Genomic DNA, 20,411 nt, shown 5'->3' with positions numbered 1-20,411 from the left:
GGGCAAATCGATGGCGAGCAGAAACAGGCGCTCGAACAATGGCTGCGGCAGATCCCCGACGAACCCGGTGAACTGTTGCGGCGCAAATTCTGGTACGAACAACAGCAGCATCAGGAAAAGACCCGATGAGTCGTCTGCACAGGTTGCTGATTGCAGGAATGTGGTGCCTGTTAGCTCTAGCGGCGCAGTTGGCCCAGGCCGACAGTGCGGGCTCCACGCTGCAATCCAGCGTCGACCGCACGCGCGTCAATACCGGCGAAACCGTTGAACTGACCCTTGAAACCGACGACGCGACCGTCTTCGGCAGGCCGGACATGACCGCGCTGGACACCGACTTCGAAGTGCGCGACACCCGCCAGCTCAACAGCCTGACCACACTGGAAGGCAACGTTCACGCGACGACTCGCTGGCTGATCACGCTGATGCCGCGCCACAGCGGCTCGATTGAGATCCCGTCGCTGAAGCTGGGCGAAATGATCAGCAAGCCCATCGTGCTGCAGGTGGTCGATGTCGGCCCCGTCACCCAGGGTCAGGAGCAGAAGCTCGCCCCGGTGTTCATGGAGGCGAGCCTCGATCAGGACAGCGTGTATGTTCAGGCGCAGGTCTTGCTCACCGTGCGCATCTACCACTCGGTGTCGCTGTTCGACGACAGCAGCCTGACGCCGCTGCAAGTGCCGGACGCGCGCATCGAAAAGCTCGGCGACACCCGCACGTACGAGAAGCAGATCAACGGCATTCGCCACGGCGTGATCGAAATGCGCTACGCGCTGTACCCCCAGCACAGCGGTAAGCTGACCATCCCGGCCCAGGCGTTCAGCGCCACGCTGGTTCAGGACACCACCGACGCCAGTGCGGCCGCCGCCATGGTACCGGGCGCAATCGCCAGCGGGCCGAAGCCGGGCCGATTGATGCACGTGACGTCGCTGCCCCTGACCCTCGACGTCGAGCCGCAACCGGCGCACTACCCCGCCGACACGCCATGGCTGCCGGCGCGCAGCATCAGCCTCAGTGAAAACTGGAGCCCGGAACCGGCCCACAGCCAGGTCGGCGATTCCCTCACGCGCACCTTGCAACTGAAAGCCGAAGGCTTGTCCAGCGCGCAGTTGCCGCCGCTGCCTGCCACCGACGTCAGCGCATTGCGGCGTTACCCCGATCAGCCACAACTGAGCAACAAGCCCGGTGAGCGCGGTTTGACCGGCGTGCGCGAGGAGCGGGAAGCGCTCGTCCCCAACCGTCCCGGCGCCATCGAGATTCCCGCTATCGATCTGGTCTGGTGGAACACCCAGGAAGATCACCTTGAACACAGCGCCCTGCCCGCCCGCACCTTGCAGGTCAGCCTTAACCCGGCGTTTGCGGTGGACACGCCCGTGAGCGACAACAGCAATGTGACGGTGATCGGCCCGCCGGTGTGGCCGTGGCAGTTGAGCACAGTGCTGTTGAGCTTCACCACGTTGCTGGGCTTCGGCCTGTGGTGGCGCGGTCGTTGGCAACCGGCGCTGGCCCGGGTCGCGCAAACGGGGCCGAGTCCGCGTACAGTGCTCGACGACCTGAAACGCGCCTCCCTGGCCAACGATCCCCACGCCACCCGCCAGGCGCTGGACGCCTGGGCCCGACAGCAGCCGGAAACCCTGGCCGATATGGCTGCGCGCTTCGTGCCGCTGTCCCATGCGCTGGACGGCCTGAACGGCGCGTTGTACAGCGAGACCGAAAAACTGTGGCTGGGCGAAGACCTCTGGCGCGCCGTCAAAGCGCTGCCCGCCATCGAAAACCCCCAGGACCCGAGCGGGGGCGACAGCTTGCCGCCGCTTTATCCGAAATGATTTCCATCGATCAGCGCATTCTCCGGTCACAGATAAAATGCGCTGATTGTTAAACCAAGGTAACCCCATGCGTCTGTTCCACACCTCCGACTGGCACCTCGGCCAGAACCTCCATGGTCAGGAGCGAGATTTCGAACACGCCGGCTTCCTGACCTGGCTGCTGGCCCGTCTCGCCGAGCGCAAACCTGATGTCCTGCTGATCGCCGGCGACATCTTTGACACGGTCAATCCGCCGGTCAAATCCCAGGAGCGGCTGTACGACTTCATCGTCAGCGCCCACGAACAGAACCCGCACCTGACCATCGTGATGATCGCCGGCAACCACGACTCCGGCTCGCGCATCGAGTTGCCCGCGCCGCTGATGCGACGCCTGCGCACCCACGCGCTGGGCCGGGTGCTGTGGCTCGACGATGGCGCGCTGGACGTTGACCGACTGCTGCTTCCACTGAGCAACGCCAAGGGCAAAGTCCTCGGCTGGTGCCTGGCGTTGCCTTTTCTGCGGCCGGCCGAAGTCACCGGCGCGGCGTTGGGCGACAACTACCTGCGCGGCATCGGACAGGTCCACGACATGCTTATCGCCGCGGCGAATCAGCGGCGCAAGAAAGGCCAGGCCCTGATCGCCATCAGCCACGCGCACATGGCCGGCGGCTCGGTGTCGGAAGACTCCGAACGCAGCCTGATCATCGGCAACGCCGAAGCCCTCCCCGCCAGCCTCTTCGGCGAAAGCATCACCTACGTGGCGCTCGGGCATCTGCACAAACCCCAGCGAATCAACGGCGAGGATCGCATTCGCTACTGCGGCTCTCCCATACCGCTGTCGTTTTCGGAAATCGGCTACCAGCATCAGATCCTCGAAATCGAGTGCGACGGCGACAAGCTGGTCAGCGTCAAACCACTGCTGATCCCCCGTGCCGTCAACCTGCAACGGGTCGGCCCGGCGCCACTGGCCGAGCTGTTGCTGCAATTGCGGGATCTTCCGGACATCGATTTGCTGGCTGACGTCGACCGTCAGCCGTGGCTCGAAGTCCGTGTGCGTCTGGACGAACCTCAGCCGGACCTGCGCAACCAGATCGAAACCGCGCTGGAGGGCAAGGCCGTGCGACTGGTGCGCATCGCCGCCGAATACGCCGGCAAGGGCAGTCGTGATGAAGACGCCAATCAAGACCTGATCGAACTGGACCAGTTGAGCCCGCAGGAACTGTTCAGCCGTGCATGGCAGGACAGCTACGGCAGCGAAGTGGATGAGCAGACGCTGCAGGACTTCGCGACCCTGCTTCAGGACGTGCAGCTGGAGAGCGAGCAGCCATGAAAATCCTCGCCATTCGCCTGAAAAACCTCGCCTCGCTGGCCGGCCCGTTCGAGCTGGATTTCACCGCCGAGCCCCTCGCCAGCGCCGGCTTGTTTGCCATCACCGGCCCCACTGGCGCGGGCAAAAGCACGCTGCTGGACGCCCTCTGCCTGGCGCTGTTCGGCGCGATTCCCCGGCTCAACAACATCGGCCAGTCCCGCGTGCCGGAGATCGACGGCGACATCAGCACCAACGACCCGCGCAACCTGCTGCGTCGCGGCACCGGCAGCGGTTACGCCGAGGTGGATTTCGTCGGCATCGACAAGCGCTGTTATCGCGCGCGCTGGGAAGCCAACCGCGCCCGTGACAACGCCACGAAAAAACTCCAGGCCAGCCGCCAGACGCTGATCGACCTGGACAGCGGGCAGATTCTCAGCACGCAGAACAAGACCGAGTACAAGACCCTGCTGGAAGCGCGCCTGGGGCTGAACTTCGAGCAGTTCACCCGGGCGGTGATGCTGGCGCAAAGCGAATTCAGCGCCTTCCTCAAGGCCGACGACAAAGACCGCAGCGAACTGCTGGAAAAGCTCACCGACACGGCGATCTACAGCCAGCTGGGCCGTCGCGCCTACAGCAAAAGCAAGGAAGCCGAGGAAGCACTGAAAACCCTCCAGGCCCAGGCCGGCACGTTGACGCCGATGGAGCCTGCGCAGCGCGCCGAGCTTGAGCAGCGCTTCAACGACGCTCAGCAGCAACTGAAGCTGGAACAGGCGCAACTGCGCCAGTTGGAGCTCAAGCAGCAATGGTTCAAGGAATTGAATCGCCTGCGCGACAGCCACCAGGCCGCCAACGAACAGCTCGCCAGCGCCCAGCAGACGTGGGACGCACACAGCGCCGATCGTCAGCAGCTCGCGCTGCTGGAGCGTCTGGCGCCGCAGCGGCATCTGTTCGGTCAGCGCGCCCGGCTGCAGGCTCAGCTCGCGCCGCTCACCGCCGCGATTCAGGCCCATCAGCTCAAGCAAACCGGGCTCGATGGGCGCATCGCCGAGCTGGACAGCACACGCCTCAGCGCCGACGGCGCGTTGCAGCAGGCGCAGGAACAACTGCTCAACGCGCGGCCGGCCCTGAGTGAAGCGTTCGAGCAGCAGGCCCAGCTCAATCATCTGAATCAGGAGCTGCAACCGCTCGGCGAGCAGGCGCGCGCCGCGCAGCAAGCCAGCATTGAGGGCCAGTCGACGCTCGAGCACCTGGGCGAGCAGCAACGCCAGGTCGAAGCGCGTTTGCAGTCGATCGCCGAGCAACTGGAGCAGAGCGCGTCGCTGACCACCTTGAGTCAGTCGTGGAGCGCCTACAGGCCGCGTCTGCAGCAAACCGTGCAACTCAGCGCGCGTCTGATCCAGGGCCGTGGCGAGCTGCCGCAGCTGGAGAAAAACGCCACCCTCGCCGAGCAGACCCTGAGCGAACGCCGCAGCGCCCTGCAGGCGCTTTACGACGACGCCGAGGTCAAGGCCGATGCGGTCAGCCACGACATCGAGCGGCTGGGGCAACTGCTGCAAGACAACCGCCAGCAGCACAGCGCCAGCGACTCACTTGAACGTCTGTGGCAGCGCCATCAGGACGTCGCCGGCCGCCTGCTCGACGTGCAAACCCGCCAGCAGCAGGCCACCGAACGTCGTGCCCAAGGCATCGCCCAAGGCCTGAAACTCAAGGCCGAACATGAAGCCGCCGAGCAGGCGCTGAAGGTCACCGTTGAACTGCTGCAACGCCAGCGCCTGGCCCGCAGCGCCAGTGTCGAGCAACTGCGCGAGCAATTGGTCGATCAGCAACCGTGCCCGGTGTGCGGCAGCGAAGACCATCCGTATCACCAGTCCGAGGCACTGCTTGAAGCGCTGTCGGGCCACGACGACGGCGAGGAAGCGCGCGCCCGGCAGACCGTCGGGCAGCTCAGCGAAAAGCTCGCCGAGCTGCGCGCCGAAGTTGCTGAGCTGAACAATCAGCTTAAGCAGTCCAAGCCGCAGCAAGACCAACTGGCCGAACAGTTGCAAACCCTCGCGCCTGAACTGGAAGCTCACCCGCTGCATGCGCGCCTGATGGAGCAACCCGAGCACCTGCGCGGGGACTGGCTGAGCGAACGCCTGCATCAACTGGCCCAGGACATCCTCAGCGCCGAGCAGCGCCAGAGCCGTCTGCTGAAAGTGCAACGGGATGCCGAATCCCTGCAGCAGCAGGTGCTCGATGCCCGCGAGGCCAGTCAGCAGGCGATGAAGCTGCTGGACGATCAGCAACGCCACATCGCTCTGGACAACCAGGAGTTCGAAGCGGCGCTGCAGGAGTTCGAGCCCCTGCTCCCCGCCGAAAGCCTGAGCCAGTGGCGCGAGTCGGCGACCCAGAGCTTCATGCAGCTGGACAACGACATTGCCGCCCGCGTCGAGCAGCTCGATCAGCAAAAGACCGAACAACTGGAGTACAGCGAGCGGGCGCAAAAACTGGAGCGCGAGCAGGTTGCGCAGCAGAGTCGCGAGACAGAACATCAGAAGTTGCAGGCGCAACTCGCTGCCCGTCAGCAGCAGCAACAGACGGTGCAACAACAATTGGCGCAGACCCTCGGCGACCATGCATCGCCCGAGCGCTGGCAGCACGCCCTTGAACAGGGGGTCGAGCAGGCGCGAGAGGCTCAGGCCGCTATCGCCCAAGAACTTCAGGCGGCGCGCAGCGAACTGATCAAGGTGACTGCGGAGCTGGAGGGCGAACAACAGCGCTTGCAAACCCTCGAACAGGAGGTGGCAGAGCTCGAACGGCAGATCGCCGAGTGGCGCAGCAGCCACAGCGAGCTTGACGATGCCGCCCTTGAAGCCTTGCTGGGGCTGAGCGACGACAGCGTCAGCGGGTTGCGTCAGCAATTGCAGTCCAGCGAAAAAGCCCTGGAGCAAGCCAGGGTTCTGGTGGCAGAGCGCGCGGCGCAGTTACAGCAGCATCAGGCCCAGCACAGTGACGGTGGCGACGCTGAGCAGTTACTTGCGGCGTTGACCGAAGCGCAGGCGCAATCGGTGGTTCAGGATCAGCTGTGCGCCGAATTGCGTGCCCAGGTCAGTGAAGACAACCGCCGTCGCGACGCCAGCAGCGAGCTGCAAGAGCGCATCGCTCACGCGCAGTCCGAATACCAGCGCTGGGGCCGCCTCAACGCGCTGATCGGCTCGGCCACCGGCGACACGTTCCGCAAGATCGCCCAGGCCTACAACCTTGATCTGCTGGTGCACCACGCCAACGCGCAGCTCAAGCAACTCGTGCGTCGCTATCGCCTGAAACGCGGCGGCAGCATGCTCGGCCTGCTGGTCATGGACACCGAAATGGGCGACGAACTGCGCTCGGTTCACTCGCTCTCGGGCGGGGAAACGTTCTTGGTCTCCCTGGCCTTGGCGTTGGGCCTGGCGTCCATGGCGTCCAGCACGCTGAAGATTGAATCGCTCTTCATCGACGAAGGCTTCGGCAGCCTCGACCCCGAATCCCTGCAACTGGCCATGGACGCCCTCGACGGACTGCAGGCCCAGGGCCGCAAGGTCGGGGTGATCTCCCACGTGCAGGAAATGCACGAGCGAATCCCCGTGCAGATTCAGGTCCGGCGTCAGGGCAACGGCCTGAGCACCGTCGAGGTCAGCAGCGGCTAAACCGTTTTTTCACGACGCACGGACACGCCTGATAGCGTTTCTGTGCAACCCTGTATCCCTTGCGCGGCAGCAGTCGCGCCAAACTCGAAAGAAGGTAGAACCACGTGGCAAACTCCAAAGTATTTTTCGACATCACTGCCAACGACGAGCCAATGGGCCGCATCGTCATGGAACTGCACAACGACGTCGTTCCGAAAACCGCTGAAAACTTCCGCGCCCTGTGCACCGGCGAGAAAGGCGATGGCCTGAGCTACAAGGGTTCGTCGTTCCACCGCGTGATCCAGAACTTCATGCTGCAGGGCGGTGATTTCACCAACCACAACGGCACTGGCGGCAAGTCGATCTACGGCAACAAGTTCGAAGACGAAAACTTCACCCTCAAGCACACCGCCCCGGGTGACCTGTCGATGGCCAACGCTGGCCCGAACACCAACGGCAGCCAGTTCTTCATCACCACCATCGTCACCGAATGGCTGGACGGCAAACACGTCGTGTTCGGCAAAGTCGTTGAAGGCATGGACGTGGTCAAGGCCATCGAAGCGCTGGGTTCGCAATCCGGCCGCACCAGCAAGAAAGTCATCATCGCCGACTGCGGCGAACTGACCGAGGCCTGAGCATGACGTCGGCGCCTCACGCTGAATCGACGGTGCCGACGCTCTACTCGTTCCGCCGCTGCCCCTACGCCATGCGCGCCCGCATGGCGCTGGGGTATTGCGGCGTACCGGTGCATACCGTGGAAGTCAGCCTCAAGGCCAAACCGGCCGAGATGCTCGAACGCTCACCCAAAGGCACGGTGCCGGTTCTGGTGCTGCAAGACCGGGTGCTGGAGCAAAGTCTGGACATCATGCATTGGGCCCTGGCGCAGCATGACCCGGACGATTGGTCCCTGGCCGACGACGTCGACGGGCAGCGGCAGATCGCCGAGCTGATCGCGGAAAACGACGGCAGCTTCAAGCAGGATCTGGATCACTACAAATACGCCGTGCGGTATCCCGAATTCACCCAGGAAGAATACCGCCAGCGGGGTGAGGATTTTCTGCACAGGCTGAACGAATTACTGGCGTCACGGGACTTTCTGATCACCGATCGACTGACCCTCGCCAACATCGCCATAGCGCCGTTCATACGGCAGTTCTGCGCGGTGGATGCGGACTGGTTCTGGCAAAGCCCCTACCCCAACCTACAACGCTGGTTACAGCGATTTCTCGCATCGGACCTGTTCATCACCGCGATGGCCAAGGGCTGATTGCAACCGCGTTGGTTAATAGCCAAACCCTTTCGCTACACCACTTCCATCTGAAAGATCGGCGAAATCATTTCGCTGTGCCGTGGCGGCGGGTTGCCGGCGTTGAGCTTCTGCGAGCGCTGCATCTCGACCGCTTCAGCGACCTCGGTCTTGAACGCCATGCTGCGTGCCACACCGCCCACCGAACCTTCGCCATGGCCGAGCAATGAGCAGCCGTTGTTGATCAGTGCGAAGAACACAATCACCCAGAAGTTCGCGCCTTTCACGACGCACGCCCCTGGGACTGAACTGCCGCGCGATTGAGTTCAACGGATGCTGTTTGCGTCGACATCTGCGACGGGGCATTGAGTGGTGGGTTCGTGCTGATGACGGTGACCACTGCGATGAAAACAACATACAACGCGATGGCGGTATAAGCGCCGTGTTTGATTGAAGTGAGAATGGCAGTGGCCATGTTTGAAGCTCCGGGACGTGTCTGTTTCAGGCGCCCAGAATGCTTGAAGGTGCTCTTATTAAAAAACGATGGCGGACGATTCAAAACATCGACGGGCTTGATTATTCAAGAAGTTAATCAGCTTGATAGACCAACGCATTGGTCCTATTGACATCAATCCAAGTGGGAGCGAGCTTGCTCGCGAATAGGCTGGGACATCCACCAAATCTCCAGAGGCTGAAATGCAGTCTTCGCGAGCAAGCTCGCTCCCACATGATCGGTGCCTGCTGTTGGAAACCGGGCGTCGCCCCTTGAATCCAGCCCACAAAAAAATCCCCATCGCTTATCCAGCAGACGGGGACCAAAGGGGAGGGAATCAACGCTTTCGCGAACAAGCTCGCCGACACTTGATGCATGGCCTGACACGCGGTGGTCAGTGGGTCGCATCAACCTGTAGAAGACGAAGTTGCTCGCGAAAGCGTTTTCCGGCTTTCAGAAAGTTGCAGATCAAATCAGGTTCTTACAAATCCATTCCCCGGCAACGATACGTTCGTTAACGGGGAATGGATTCACTTCGAAGTGCTGTTCATTGTTGAATCTTGTGATCCAGAGCGGCGTAGAAGTTGGCGCTTTGTTGCAGGTACTTCGGGGTGTAACTCTGGGTCGAACTGACTTTCTTGTCGGTCGCTTCAACACTGGCACTGGCGGGCAATGCAACAGTGGCGGAGATGGCGGACGCGGCGATGATGGAGAAGAGATTGAAGTTCATGGTGGGTACCTCGCTGTGGCGTATCGTTTCAAGTCTTGACCGTCGTGGCCGTGGAATGAAAGTTACGCCCGAGGATGTTCTGGAAAAAATCTTTTCTGGCACTAGCCCTTATCACCTGAATTGATACAGGCCCGGAGCCCTTGAGAACCAAGGGCTGAGCCTGCGTCAAAGTGTCGCTGAGGTGCTTGCTCGGGGATTACTTGGCCGTGAGGAAATGAAAGTCGGACGGCGAATCGAAGTCGACTTTCTGCACGGTGTCGCCCAGCAGGCCGGTTTTCGGGTCAAAGCGAACGGTCACGATCTGGTTGCTCTTCTGGTTGGCGATCAGCACAAAGTGGCCGCTCGGGTCGAAGGCGAATTCGCGCGGTTCCTTGCCTTCCACGGCGCGGCGCTGGATTTCCTTGAGCTGGCCGTTGGCAGCATTAATGCTGAACACCAGCAACTCATTCACTTCGCCACGGTTGGCAACGTAGAGGAATTTGCCGTCCGGCGAGGTGTGCAGGCCACCGGCAGCGCGGTTTTGCTGACCTTCCTTGTTGGCGAGGTCCACCAGTTGGGTCTGCTTGAACACGCCGTCGTGGTAGTCAAACACCGCCACTTGCGCCGTCATTTCCATCGTCAGCCAAGCGTGCTTGCCGTCTTTGCTGAAGGTCAGGTGACGCGGACCGCTGCCCGCTGGCAGATCGACCGAAGGCACTTTCGCGGGTTGCAGCGGCTGGGGCTTCTTGGCGTCGTAGTTGAAGACGAACATCTTGTCGGCGCCCAAGTCCATCGCGATCAGGTACTTGCCATCCGGCGTCGGTACCGCGGCGTGGACGTGGGATGAAGCCTGACGCTCCGGATTGACCTTGCTCGCTTCGTGGGTGGCGGTCTGCACCACCGGCGCGAGTTTGCCGTCCTTGCCGACCGGCACTACCGCCAGCAGGCCACCCGGATCGGGGTTCACGGCGTAGTTGGCGACGAAGAGGAAACGGCCGTCCAGGCTCAGGCTGGAATGGGTCGGCTCCTCACTTTTGGTTTCGACCTGATTGAGGAACGACACGGCGTGGGTCTTGGGGTCGATGGCGTAGCTGCTGACTTTGCCGACGACGTCAGTCTGGCCCGGCCCGTTTTCGTTGACCGCGAACAGGTGGCGCTGGTCTTTGGAGAGGGTCAGCCAGGACGGGTTTTCAGTGTTGATCACCTGACGCGGTTTGGCGTCGAGCTGACCGGTCTGGGTGTTGAAACCAAATCGGTAGATGCCTTCGCTGGCGCCGGCGGTGTAGGAACCCACCAGTACGTCGTAATCAGTCATGGGTTTGGCCTGAACAGAGAGCGCGGAAAGGCTGCTGGCGAGCGCTAACCACGGCAGAAGTCTGGGAGTCATTTGGGGTGTTCTCTTTTTGGAGTTGTTGGCGCGGCGTGCGCGCGGGGGTCTCCGGCTATGACAGCGGATTGCGGAAAGTAGTTGCCGACTGGGTGCTGTGAAACTGCGAGGGCATGAGGCTTGCCGGGGTTGGATTGATTTACGGTTGACCGCCGCATGCCCGGGGACAGATTGATTTACGGTGAAGCGTTGTAAATAAATCAGTCCCCTCGATATTAAATAAATCAGTCCCCTCGATATTAATCAGTCCCCTCGATATTCACTCTGCAGTGCAACAGTGCGCGGTTACGCCTGCTCGCCCTCTTCGTCCTCATCACTCGCCGAGATGCCATTGAGCACCACGATGCGGTGGTCGGCGTTGCCGTCGTTAACGACCCAGCTTTGCAATTCGGCATCAAATTCGGCGGCGTCGATCTGCGCCAGCGAGAAGCGCCAGACCTTGCGCTCGCGGCCGTCCATGCTTTCGATCTGGAGCATGTCGTCGAGGGTAAATTCGAAGGCGTGCAGGCCGTCGATTTCCAGCATGCTGTGGGCGGTCAGCGCGTTCTGGAGTTCAGTGCGCAGGGATTGAGGTGTCGAGGTCATGGCAGTCGTTCGCATCAGTGAAAGCGCGAATGATAGGTGAAAAGACGCCGAAGCAGTGGCTTCGGCGTCGATAGAGAGCGAAGTCAGTCCTGAACCGCTTCCCTGGCGTAGTAACGCGCCGGGATGCCCCAGACGATCAGCGCGATGGCCAGCACGCTGACGGCGAACAACGCAAACAGCGCAGGCGTCGCCGTGCCGGTGAGGTCCTTGATGCGGCCAACCATGAAAGGCGCGATGATCCCGCCCAGTTGCCCGAGGGAGTTGATCAGCGCGATGCCCGCCGCCGCAGCGATACCGGTAAGGAAGCGCGGCGGAATGGTCCAGAAGATCGGCATCCAGGCGATGATGCCGGTCATGATCATGGTCATGCCGATCATCAGCGGCAGCAGTTGCCCGGGAAACAACGCACACACCAGATAGCCCGCAGCCGTCAGCGTTGCGCAGCCCGCCATGTGCCAGCGGCGCTCGCCGTGGCGGTCGGAGCTGGCGCCGATCAGCAGATTGCCGATCACCGCGCCCACATACGGAATCACCGTCAGCAGGCCGATGTTCAGCGTATCGATCACACCGGCAGTTTTGATCAGCTGCGGCATCCAGAACAACAGCCCGGTCAGCGCCATGACCAGGCACAGGTAAATGCCTGACATCACGTAGGTGGTCGGGTGCTTCCAGATGTCTTTCACGGTCTGTTTGACGACGGGTTTGGCCTCTTTCGCCATCCGCGCCAGCACCACCTGTTTCTCCTGATCACTGAGCCAGGTGGCGTCTTCGATACGGTCCTTGACCAGCCAGAACACCACGCCGCCGAGCAAGATGGACGGGATGCCTTCGATCAGGAACAGCCAGCGCCAGCCGGCCAGGCCCATAACGCCATCGAAGTGACCGAGGATCAGCCCGGCAATCGGACCGCCGACAATCCCGCACAGGCAGATGGAGCTTTTGAAGTAGGAGTTCACCCGCGCCCGACGTGAGCCCGGGTACCACTGGGTGAAGAAATACAGCACGCCGGGGACAAAGCCCGCCTCCATCACGCCGATAAGAAAGCGCAGCGTGTAGAACCAGAACTCGGTCTGCACGAACATCATGCACGCGGACGCGATGCCCCACGACACCATGATCCGTGCAATCCAGATCCGCGCGCCGATCTTGTGCAGCAGCACGTTGCTCGGCACTTCGAACAGGAAGTAGCCGACGAAGAACAGGCTCGCGCCCAAGCCATAAACGGTTTCGCTGAAGCCCAGATCGCTGGCCATCTGCAATTTGGCGAAGCTGATGTTGACGCGGTCGAGGTAGGCAAACAGGAAACAGGCGATGAACAACGGCACGATTCGCCAGCTCACCTTTCGATAAATGCTGTCCTCGAGCGCGTCGGCATCGACCCGTTCCAGCGGGATGGCAGTGGCGGTCATGGGTCGCACCTCGTTTTGTTTTTATGGGGGTGTCGGGGTGTGCAGGACGCGGATACTAAAAGCCCTGCAGGAGCGTGCTTCTGCAGGGCTTGATGACTTAAAGCTGCTTGATGCCACCCGGCTGGAAAACGGCCTCGGCCGGCGCAATACCGTTGATCAACGGCGCGCCAAATTCATGCTGGCTGATTTCGAACTTGTCCCCCGGCCGGGTCTTGATGCCGTCGGCAAACGACAGCGTCGCGGTGCCGAAGAAATGCACGTGGACATCGCCCGGCCGCAGGAACTGGGCGTATTTAAAGTGGTGGTACTCAAGGTTTTCCAGGCTGTGGCACATGTTGGCCTCGCCGCTGAGAAATTCCTTCTCCCACAGCACCTCGCCGTCACGGTGGATGCGGCTGGTGCCCGCCAGGTTCTGCGGCAGATCGCCAACCCGCAGCTCCGGCCCGAACGAGCAGGCGCGCAGTTTGGAATGGGCGAGATACAGGTAGTTCTTGCGCTCCATGACGTGATCGGAGAATTCGTTGCCGATGGCGAAACCCAAACGGTAAGGCTTGCCGTCGTGACCAATCACGTACAGGCCGCTCAGCTCAGGCTCTTCGCCAGCGTCTTCGGAAAAGGGAGGCTGCGGGAACGACTCGCCCGGACGAATGACGATGCTGCCGTCGCCCTTGTAGAACCACTCCGGCTGCACGCCCGGCTGACCGGCCGCCGGCTTGCCGCCTTCCAGGCCCCATTTGAAGATACGCATGGTGTCGGTCATGCCCGCTTCGTCATTGCCTTGCTGGTGCATTTTGTCCCGCGCCGAGGCACTGCCCAAGTGCGTCAGGCCCGTGCCGCTGACCAGCAAGTGGGCAGGATCCGGATGGTCCAGCGGCGGCAGAATCATCAAATCGGCGCGCAGCTGCGAGTAATCGTGATTGTCACCCAGGCCCAGGCTGTCGACCTGCTCGGCGAGGGAGATGTGTTTTTCGATGGCCGCCAGGGCCAGCTCACGGGTGCTGGTCGCGCCCTGGATTTCGCGCACCAGCGGACCGTCCACCAGACCTACGCGACGCTGGCCATTGCCCAGCTCGAACTGTACTAAATGCATGGGGTTCTCCTGTTTGGGGTCTACACGGCCGCTCCACGGAGCGGCCTGCGGTTAACGAGAGCCGCGCGCGCTGGCGGCAAATTTCGATTCGGGCAACACGTGCTTGCGTTCCAGAACGCGGTAGACCACACCGGTCAGGATCAGCCCGCAGATCATGACGCCGGAGAGGAAGTACAAGCCGCTGGCCAGATTGCCGGTCAGTTCTTTCAGCCAGCCGATGACGAAGGGGCCGATGTAGCCGCCAAGATTGCCCACCGAGTTGATCAGCGCAATGCCCGCCGCCGCACTGGCCCCGGCGAAGAATCGACCGGGCAAGGTCCAGAACACCGCGGTGCAGGAAAACAGCGAGAACGCCACCAGCGACAGCGCCGCCAGTTGCAGCACCGGAACCGTCAGGTACGCGCTGAGAAACAAACCGATGGCGCCGATCACATACAGCACCGCCAAGTGGCCATAGCGGTCATTGAGCCGGTCGGAGCTGCGCGGCACGATTAACAGGCCGACGATGCCGAAAATGTAGGGCACGGCAGAAATGAACCCCGTGGTCAGGTCACTGCCGCCAAACTGTTTGATCAGCGTCGGCAGCCACAGGCCGAGGCCATAAATGCTCAGGGTCACAGGGAGATAGAACAGCGCCAGGAGCAGGACGCGTTTGTCTTTCAGCGCGTGCAGCGGATTGCCATGGCGGGTCTGGCCGTATTCTTCCAGGTCCTTTTTCAGCTCGCCAGCGAGCCATTGCTTCTCGACCGGGTCCATCCACTTCACGTCTTTCGGGCCGTCAGGCAGCCAGCGCAGCACCGGCAGGGTCAGCAGAATCGCCGGCGCGCCGATGCACAGAAACAGCCACTGCCAGCCGTGCAGACCGGCCACGCCTTCCAGGCCCAGCAAACCACCGGAAATCGGGCCGGTGATCATCATCGCGATGGGTTGGGAAAGGATGAACAGGCCGAGGATCTTGCCGCGATGGCGGACCGGGAACCATTGGGTGATGTAGTACAGAACGCCCGGGAAGAACCCAGCTTCGGCAGCGCCAAGCAAGAAGCGCATGACATAGAAGCTGGTCGGGCCCTGGATAAAGGCCATGCCCATGGTGATGACGCCCCAGGTGACCATGATCCGCGCGAACCAGCGCCGCGCGCCGAAGCGTTCGAGCATCAGGTTGCTGGGGATTTCCAGCAGGAAGTAGCCGATGAAGAACAGGCCGGCACCCATGCCATAGGCCGCGTCGCCGATGCCGACGTCCGCGCCCATGTGCAGCTTGGCGAAACCGACGGCTGAGCGATCCACGTAGGCAATCAGGTAGAGCAGGATCAGGAAGGGAATGAGTTTCAGGGTGATGCGACGAATAAGCCTGAGTTCCTGGCTCATGGATGCGGTCCTCATTGTTTTTGTTATGGAAGCCTGCGGGGATCGCCTCTGCCTTCGTGTGCGCATTGCTGCGGGTGAAGCCGGCAGGGTCGTCCCTCGGTTGAGATCGACTATATAGTATTACTATTTAAGGTTACAACTCTTCCACTGGTGACATTTTCGGCCTATTTTAGTCAGCACCTGCAGCCTTTAGTCTTACAAATAAAGCCTTACAATAAGAGTGCTGATTTATGTCTGATTCCAATAAGAAACCCGTGCTGCGCTCCGCCCAGTGGTTCGGTACCGCCGACAAGAACGGCTTCATGTACCGCAGCTGGATGAAGAACCAAGGCATCGCCGACCACCAGTTCCAGGGCAAGCCGATCATCGGCATCTGCAACACCTGGTCCGAACTCACGCCCTGCAACGCTCACTTCCGCACCATTGCCGAACACGTCAAACGCGGCGTAATCGAAGCCGGTGGTTTCCCGGTTGAATTCCCGGTCTTCTCCAACGGCGAATCGAACCTGCGCCCGACCGCCATGCTGACCCGCAACCTGGCAAGCATGGACGTCGAAGAAGCGATCCGCGGCAATCCCATCGACGGCGTTGTGCTGCTGACCGGATGCGACAAGACCACCCCTGCCCTGTTGATGGGCGCTGCCAGCTGTGACATCCCGGCCATCGTCGTCACCGGCGGGCCGATGCTCAACGGCAAACACAAAGGCAAGGACATCGGCGCCGGCACCATCGTCTGGCAGATGCACGAATCCTACAAAGCCGGGCAAATCAGCCTCGACGAATTCCTTTCCGCCGAATCGGGCATGTCGCGCTCGGCCGGCACCTGCAACACCATGGGCACTGCTTCGACAATGGCCTGCATGGCCGAAGCGCTGGGCACCTCGCTGCCGCACAACGCTGCGATTCCTGCGGTGGATTCGCGCCGTTACGTACTGGCGCACATGTCCGGCATGCGGGCTGTTCAGATGGTCAACGAAGACCTGCGCCTGTCAAAAATCCTGACCCGCGAAGCTTTTGAAAATGCCATCCGCGTCAACGCAGCTATCGGCGGTTCGACCAACGCAGTGATCCACCTCAAGGCCATCGCCGGTCGCATCGGCGTGGACCTGGAGCTGGACGACTGGACCCGCATCGGTCGCGGCACGCCAACGCTGGTGGACCTGCAGCCTTCCGGGCGCTTCCTGATGGAAGAGTTCTACTACGCCGGTGGCTTGCCGGCCGTATTGCGTCGTCTGGGCGAGAATAATCTGATCCCCCATCCCGACGCCTTGACTGCCAACGGCAAGACGCTGTGGGAAAACGTGCAGAACTCGCCAATCTACGGCGACGATGAAGTCATCCGCGCCATCGACAATCCGCTGGTCGCCGACGGCGGCATCTGCGTGCTGCGCGGCAACCTTGCGCCACTGGGCGCGGTGCTCAAGCCATCCGCCGCCACGCCTGCGCTGATGAAGCACCGGGGTCGGGCGGTGGTGTTCGAAAACTTCGACATGTATAAGGCGCGCATCAACGATCCGGACCTGGATGTCGACGCCAGCAGCATTCTGGTGATGAAGAACTGCGGGCCGAAGGGTTATCCGGGCATGGCCGAAGTTGGGAATATGGGGCTGCCGGCCAAGCTGCTGGCCCAGGGCGTGACCGACATGGTGCGGATTTCCGATGCACGCATGAGCGGCACGGCCTATGGGACGGTGGTTTTGCACGTGGCGCCCGAGGCCGCAGCCGGAGGTCCGCTGGCGGTGGTGCAGGAAGGTGACTTCATCGAACTGGATTGCGCGACCGGCCGTTTGCACCTGGACATTCCGGAAGCGGAACTGACCGCGCGCCTGGCCGATTGGCAAGCGCCGCCACAGTTGCTGATCGGCGGCTACCGTCAGCTGTACATCGACCATGTGATGCAGGCGGATCAGGGTTGCGATTTCGACTTCCTGGTGGGTATGCGCGGCTCGGAAGTGCCACGGCATTCCCATTGATTAGGAGCCATTGATTGAATGCGCCACGCCCTTACAGGTGGAGGCAGAGTCCACCCTTGCGCTCTGTCGCCAATGCTATGATGCGCCGCATTCACCGCTCAGGATTGCCCCGCGCCCCATGGATTACCGTAAGCCCTCCGATCGTAAAAGCATGCACTCGCGCATTGTCCAGGACATCGGCATGCAGATTGTCTCGGGCCGCTTCAAACCTGATGACAAACTCCCCGCCGAAGCCTTGCTTTGTGAAGAATATGCCGTCAGTCGTCCGGTGCTGCGCGAAGCCACGCGGGTCTTGGTCGCCAAAGGGCTGGTGTATTCCCGGCCGAGGGTGGGCACGGTGGTCAAGCCGCGCCGGGAGTGGCACATTCTTGATCCGGACGTGCTGCACTGGCTGATGCAAAGCTCGCCGCAGAATGAATTTTTCGCCCTTCTCACCAGCGTGCGCAGCATCATCGAACCAGCTGCCGCCGCGCTCGCTGCGCAACACGCGACCCCCGAAGACCTTGCGTCCATCGGCGAAGCCTACGACCGCATGGCCGCCGCGCCCACCGTCGAGGACGTGCTGCAACCGGACCTCGATTTCCACAGCCGCATTGCCGACGCCACCCACAACGACCTGCTCGCGCACTTGTGCAACATGCTGTCGCTGGCACTGCGCGAGGCGTTGAAGCATTCCAACAAGCGCCCGAACCTGCACGAACTGGCCCTGCCCCGTCATCGTGCGATCCTCACCGCCATCGAAAACCGCGATGCGCTGGGTGCCCATCACGCCACGCTGGTGCAACTGGACGATGCACGCAACGCGCTGAATGTGGTGTTGGGGCAAGGCGTGAAGCTTTAACGCCACAAAACGACGCGTGCACTTCGTAGGACCGGCTTTAGCCGGGAAGCCTTTGATCTGCTCTCGACCGCAGCCTAGCGCACGCAATCTCAGGGCAGATAAATGCTGAACAACCCGCCGCCCAGCTCGCCGCCGTTGGTAATTTCGATGTGGCCGGGGACGCCTTTTCGCTGGTGCTGCTTGGCGATGTTCGCCGCGAAATACAAACCCAGCCCTGTGCTGCCGCTGTTCTGGTTGATGCCCAGCACGTAGTCGGTGTGCTCCTCGATCATGCGCGCAGGAAAACCCGGGCCGTCGTCGTTGATGCTGATCACCAGCTGCTCGCCGACCTGGCCTGCCGTGATCAGCACTTCACTGCGCGCAAAGCGAATGGCGTTGATGACCACGTTGGACACCACCGACCCCACCAGCTCCCGATCAAAGAACCCCGGCAGACCGAAATCGTCCACCGCATAGCGGGCCGTGATGCCGCGGCTGACGAGCACCTCCTGATGGAAAGCCAGCTGCGCTTCGATGAAGTCATCCAGCTCGTGATAATCCGGGCGCAACGGCAACTGGTTCACGCCCAGCTTGTACAGCCCCAGCAACTGCACGAGCATGCCGTTGAGATGAGCGAACTCGTAGTCGATGACGCCCTGATCCGGCGTACCCCGACAGGCCTCGGGAAGCTGCTTGACCCACTGGCCGTGGGCCTGGATCAACGACCCCAGCGAGTTCTTCATGTCATGGACGGTGGAAGCAATCACCATCGAGAAGTCGAGCCCGAGATCCTGATCTTTCATTCGCCGAAAGCCCTGAGCTGCAGTTTCTGGAAACGTTCGAAGCGAGCGTCGCTTTCCGGCATCTTGCCCACCATCTTCAGACTGTTCTGACATTCCGCCAGGCTCGCCGCGTCGAGGTTATGAACGCCCATGTGCAGCAGCGACTGCGCCATGTTCAGCGCGATACTGATGTTCTTCGGTTGCAGGGCCAGGCCCTGGCGGAACAGGTCCTGCGCCTCGCCGAGCTTGCCGGCGCGGTAACAGCGAATGCCCTGAATGTTGAAATCGATGGCCGCCTTGCCCGCGCCCAGAATTTCAGGATCGTCGGTCTGCCTGGCGATGTTCTGCATGACCTGAGGGTCGTCACCGTAAATTTCGGCACAGCTTTTCAGAATGCCCGCGCCAGCGTCTTCCTGGCCGAGGGCCTTGAGCTGCGAAGCCACTGCCAGTGCCGCATCGGCGCTGAGAAACTGCTCCATGCCCTCGAGCCGCTCCATCGCCTGCTCGGTCAGCTTGGCGGCCATTTCAGGGTCGGAGGACGCGACGCTGGTGGCTTTCATCAGACGCGCGCGCACTTGCAGGCCGGCGTCGTTGCCGTTTTCCTTGGCCACTTCGGTCAGGGTCTGGTTGATCTCCACGCGGGCGCGCGCATCCAGGCCGCGTTCGCCGCCACGGCTGATCAGGGCCTGCGCAAAACCCAGGTTGGTTTCCGGGTCTTTGAAGCGGGAAAACTGGCCCTGGGAAACGGCCTGACGATACGCCTTTGAAGCGCCGTCGAAGTCCTCATTTTCCAGCGCCAGCTTGCCCAACAAACGCTGACGGCGCACGGCGTAAGGCGATAATCGCACCGCTTCTTCCAGCATCTTTTGCGCACGCTTGCTATCGCCGGTGGCCACCAGCACATCCGCCAGCCCGTCATACAGCACCGGCATGGCATTGAAGGCGCGAATGGCTTCTTCGTAAACGGTCTGCGCTTCAGCATGGCGCCCACGCTTGAACAACAGTTTGCCCAACGCCGCATAGGCCCAGGGTTGCGGACGATCAGCGAGGATCGACTTGAGAAAGGCTTCCAGCGGCTCGTGCTGATTGAGGTCACGCAAGGCGTCGGCTTTATAGCGCAGGCAAAGCGGCGCGAAGCGGGGTTCCTGTTGGGTCAGTGCGACGCAGGCGTTCAGCACCTCGGTCGGATTGCCACGGTCCAGCGCCTGCAAAATCGGCTTGAGCAACGTCTTGCGCTGGACGATCTTCTCCAGACGCTGAGCCAGGCTCGCGCGGTTGAACGGCTTGGTCAGGTAGGCATCCGGCTCCCACTCCAGCGCACTCATCACCATCGCCTGGCTGTTTTCGGCGGTGACCATGACGAACACACTTTCATGACTGATCAGCCGATCGGTCATCAGGTCTTCGAGCACCTGTTGGCCGTTCTTCTTGCCGTCGCCCAGATTGAAGTCGTGGAGAACGAAGTCGTAGCGCTTCTGCGCGCACATCTTCAACGCCTCCTCGCCGGTGTCGGCGGTGTCCACCACCTTGACCCCCAACTCGCGCAGCATCGATCGGACCGAACTGCGGAAGTCGGAAAAATCGTCGACGATCAGAAAGTTTTTTTGGTTCCACGCCAGCATCGAGATTCCTGTCACCGGATAAAAATTCGGCCCTGAGGCACTTGCAAGAGCGGCGGTCTCGTCCCCGACGTCGGGGTAGAGACGGCCAATAGAGTTGCGGCATGACGCCACTTGTCCGAGTTATCGGCGGCAGCGGAGCAAAGCTTAGGCACCCGGCGCTGGAAAAGTGACGCGT

General features: G+C 61.7%; 17 protein-coding genes. 7 read left to right on the top strand and 10 right to left on the bottom strand.

Annotated features, from left to right (window positions below; translation table 11 throughout):
• Positions 1-125: 125 nt before the first annotated feature.
• From SLW75_RS12590 to SLW75_RS12570, 5 genes are all read left to right on the top strand, one after another.
• Positions 126-1,820: a BatD family protein gene (locus SLW75_RS12590; RefSeq protein WP_410934586.1), complete on the top strand. Its 1,695-nt coding sequence runs from the start codon at positions 126-128 to the stop codon at positions 1,818-1,820.
• Positions 1,821-1,887: 67 nt separating this feature from the next.
• Positions 1,888-3,129 (top strand): exonuclease SbcCD subunit D C-terminal domain-containing protein, encoded by a 1,242-nt coding sequence (locus tag SLW75_RS12585; RefSeq protein WP_410934585.1) that lies wholly within the window; start codon positions 1,888-1,890, stop codon positions 3,127-3,129.
• On the top strand, positions 3,126-6,773 hold the full coding sequence (locus tag SLW75_RS12580) for an AAA family ATPase (protein WP_410934584.1): 3,648 nt from the start codon (positions 3,126-3,128) through the stop codon (positions 6,771-6,773). Before SLW75_RS12585 ends, SLW75_RS12580 begins: the two co-directional genes overlap by 4 nt.
• A 104-nt stretch (positions 6,774-6,877) precedes the next feature.
• Positions 6,878-7,387, top strand: coding sequence for a peptidylprolyl isomerase (locus SLW75_RS12575; protein WP_296312085.1), 510 nt, complete (start codon positions 6,878-6,880; stop codon positions 7,385-7,387).
• A 2-nt stretch (positions 7,388-7,389) separates the two neighbouring features.
• On the top strand, positions 7,390-8,019 hold the full coding sequence (locus tag SLW75_RS12570; RefSeq protein ID WP_410934583.1) for a glutathione S-transferase: 630 nt from the start codon (positions 7,390-7,392) through the stop codon (positions 8,017-8,019).
• A 35-nt stretch (positions 8,020-8,054) separates the two neighbouring features.
• Here SLW75_RS12570 and SLW75_RS12565 read toward each other — a convergent pair whose 3' ends face one another.
• The 8 genes from SLW75_RS12565 to SLW75_RS12530 form a co-directional block, all read right to left on the bottom strand.
• Entirely contained in the window at positions 8,055-8,285 is a 231-nt protein-coding gene (locus SLW75_RS12565) for a hypothetical protein (protein ID WP_410934582.1), read from the bottom strand.
• Positions 8,282-8,473: a hypothetical protein gene (locus tag SLW75_RS12560; RefSeq protein WP_410934581.1), complete on the bottom strand. Its 192-nt coding sequence runs from the start codon at positions 8,471-8,473 to the stop codon at positions 8,282-8,284. Before SLW75_RS12560 ends, SLW75_RS12565 begins: the two co-directional genes overlap by 4 nt.
• 565 nt (positions 8,474-9,038) lie before the next feature.
• A complete protein-coding gene (locus SLW75_RS12555; protein ID WP_065986171.1) occupies positions 9,039-9,221 on the bottom strand; it encodes a hypothetical protein in 183 nt (60 codons plus the stop codon).
• A 196-nt stretch (positions 9,222-9,417) separates the two neighbouring features.
• Positions 9,418-10,587, bottom strand: a complete 1,170-nt coding sequence (locus SLW75_RS12550; protein ID WP_410934580.1) for a lactonase family protein — start codon at positions 10,585-10,587, stop codon at positions 9,418-9,420.
• Between the two features lie 285 nt (positions 10,588-10,872).
• Positions 10,873-11,172 (bottom strand): DUF5629 family protein, encoded by a 300-nt coding sequence (locus SLW75_RS12545; RefSeq protein WP_410934579.1) that lies wholly within the window; start codon positions 11,170-11,172, stop codon positions 10,873-10,875.
• A gap of 83 nt (positions 11,173-11,255) precedes the next feature.
• Positions 11,256-12,581: an MFS transporter gene (locus tag SLW75_RS12540; RefSeq protein ID WP_410929274.1), complete on the bottom strand. Its 1,326-nt coding sequence runs from the start codon at positions 12,579-12,581 to the stop codon at positions 11,256-11,258.
• A gap of 97 nt (positions 12,582-12,678) precedes the next feature.
• Positions 12,679-13,671, bottom strand: coding sequence for an AraD1 family protein (araD1, locus tag SLW75_RS12535; protein WP_410934578.1), 993 nt, complete (start codon positions 13,669-13,671; stop codon positions 12,679-12,681).
• Between the two features lie 51 nt (positions 13,672-13,722).
• The gene (locus tag SLW75_RS12530) at positions 13,723-15,039 is read right to left on the bottom strand and encodes an MFS transporter (RefSeq protein WP_065986176.1); all 1,317 of its coding nucleotides are present in this window, start codon (positions 15,037-15,039) and stop codon (positions 13,723-13,725) included.
• Between the two features lie 230 nt (positions 15,040-15,269).
• On the opposite strand from SLW75_RS12530, the gene SLW75_RS12525 reads away from it, so the two are divergent.
• Positions 15,270-17,012, top strand: a complete 1,743-nt coding sequence (locus SLW75_RS12525) for an IlvD/Edd family dehydratase (RefSeq protein WP_065986177.1) — start codon at positions 15,270-15,272, stop codon at positions 17,010-17,012.
• Positions 17,013-17,130: 118 nt separating this feature from the next.
• Positions 17,131-17,853, top strand: a complete 723-nt coding sequence (locus SLW75_RS12520; protein WP_065986178.1) for a FadR/GntR family transcriptional regulator — start codon at positions 17,131-17,133, stop codon at positions 17,851-17,853.
• A gap of 89 nt (positions 17,854-17,942) precedes the next feature.
• On the opposite strand, the gene SLW75_RS12515 is transcribed toward SLW75_RS12520, so the two are convergent.
• Both SLW75_RS12515 and SLW75_RS12510 read right to left on the bottom strand, forming a co-directional pair.
• Positions 17,943-18,635: a sensor histidine kinase gene (locus SLW75_RS12515; RefSeq protein WP_065986179.1), complete on the bottom strand. Its 693-nt coding sequence runs from the start codon at positions 18,633-18,635 to the stop codon at positions 17,943-17,945.
• Positions 18,632-20,236, bottom strand: a complete 1,605-nt coding sequence (locus SLW75_RS12510; RefSeq protein ID WP_410934577.1) for a response regulator — start codon at positions 20,234-20,236, stop codon at positions 18,632-18,634. Before SLW75_RS12510 ends, SLW75_RS12515 begins: the two co-directional genes overlap by 4 nt.
• Positions 20,237-20,411 lie beyond the last annotated feature (175 nt).

It is taken from the genome of Pseudomonas sp. W5-01, assembly GCF_046540435.1.
In the GTDB taxonomy this organism is placed as follows: domain Bacteria; phylum Pseudomonadota; class Gammaproteobacteria; order Pseudomonadales; family Pseudomonadaceae; genus Aquipseudomonas; species Aquipseudomonas graminis_B.
Note: the sequence above shows the minus strand (reverse complement) of the source record. Positions and strands in the feature narration are given on the sequence as shown.

Excerpts from the sequence above, each read along its gene's own strand:
- SLW75_RS12590 (WP_410934586.1), top strand. The coding sequence starts at position 126 with ATGAGTCGTCTGCACAGGTTGCTGATTGCAGGAATGTGGTGCCTGTTA.
- SLW75_RS12585 (WP_410934585.1), top strand. The coding sequence starts at position 1,888 with ATGCGTCTGTTCCACACCTCCGACTGGCACCTCGGCCAGAACCTCCAT.
- SLW75_RS12580 (WP_410934584.1), top strand. The coding sequence starts at position 3,126 with ATGAAAATCCTCGCCATTCGCCTGAAAAACCTCGCCTCGCTGGCCGGC.
- SLW75_RS12570 (WP_410934583.1), top strand. The coding sequence starts at position 7,390 with ATGACGTCGGCGCCTCACGCTGAATCGACGGTGCCGACGCTCTACTCG.
- SLW75_RS12560 (WP_410934581.1), bottom strand. The coding sequence starts at position 8,473 with ATGGCCACTGCCATTCTCACTTCAATCAAACACGGCGCTTATACCGCC.
- SLW75_RS12555 (WP_065986171.1), bottom strand. The coding sequence starts at position 9,221 with ATGAACTTCAATCTCTTCTCCATCATCGCCGCGTCCGCCATCTCCGCC.
- SLW75_RS12550 (WP_410934580.1), bottom strand. The coding sequence starts at position 10,587 with ATGACTCCCAGACTTCTGCCGTGGTTAGCGCTCGCCAGCAGCCTTTCC.
- SLW75_RS12545 (WP_410934579.1), bottom strand. The coding sequence starts at position 11,172 with ATGACCTCGACACCTCAATCCCTGCGCACTGAACTCCAGAACGCGCTG.
- SLW75_RS12540 (WP_410929274.1), bottom strand. The coding sequence starts at position 12,581 with ATGACCGCCACTGCCATCCCGCTGGAACGGGTCGATGCCGACGCGCTC.
- araD1 (WP_410934578.1), bottom strand. The coding sequence starts at position 13,671 with ATGCATTTAGTACAGTTCGAGCTGGGCAATGGCCAGCGTCGCGTAGGT.
- SLW75_RS12530 (WP_065986176.1), bottom strand. The coding sequence starts at position 15,039 with ATGAGCCAGGAACTCAGGCTTATTCGTCGCATCACCCTGAAACTCATT.
- SLW75_RS12525 (WP_065986177.1), top strand. The coding sequence starts at position 15,270 with ATGTCTGATTCCAATAAGAAACCCGTGCTGCGCTCCGCCCAGTGGTTC.
- SLW75_RS12520 (WP_065986178.1), top strand. The coding sequence starts at position 17,131 with ATGGATTACCGTAAGCCCTCCGATCGTAAAAGCATGCACTCGCGCATT.
- SLW75_RS12515 (WP_065986179.1), bottom strand. The coding sequence starts at position 18,635 with ATGAAAGATCAGGATCTCGGGCTCGACTTCTCGATGGTGATTGCTTCC.
- SLW75_RS12510 (WP_410934577.1), bottom strand. The coding sequence starts at position 20,236 with ATGCTGGCGTGGAACCAAAAAAACTTTCTGATCGTCGACGATTTTTCC.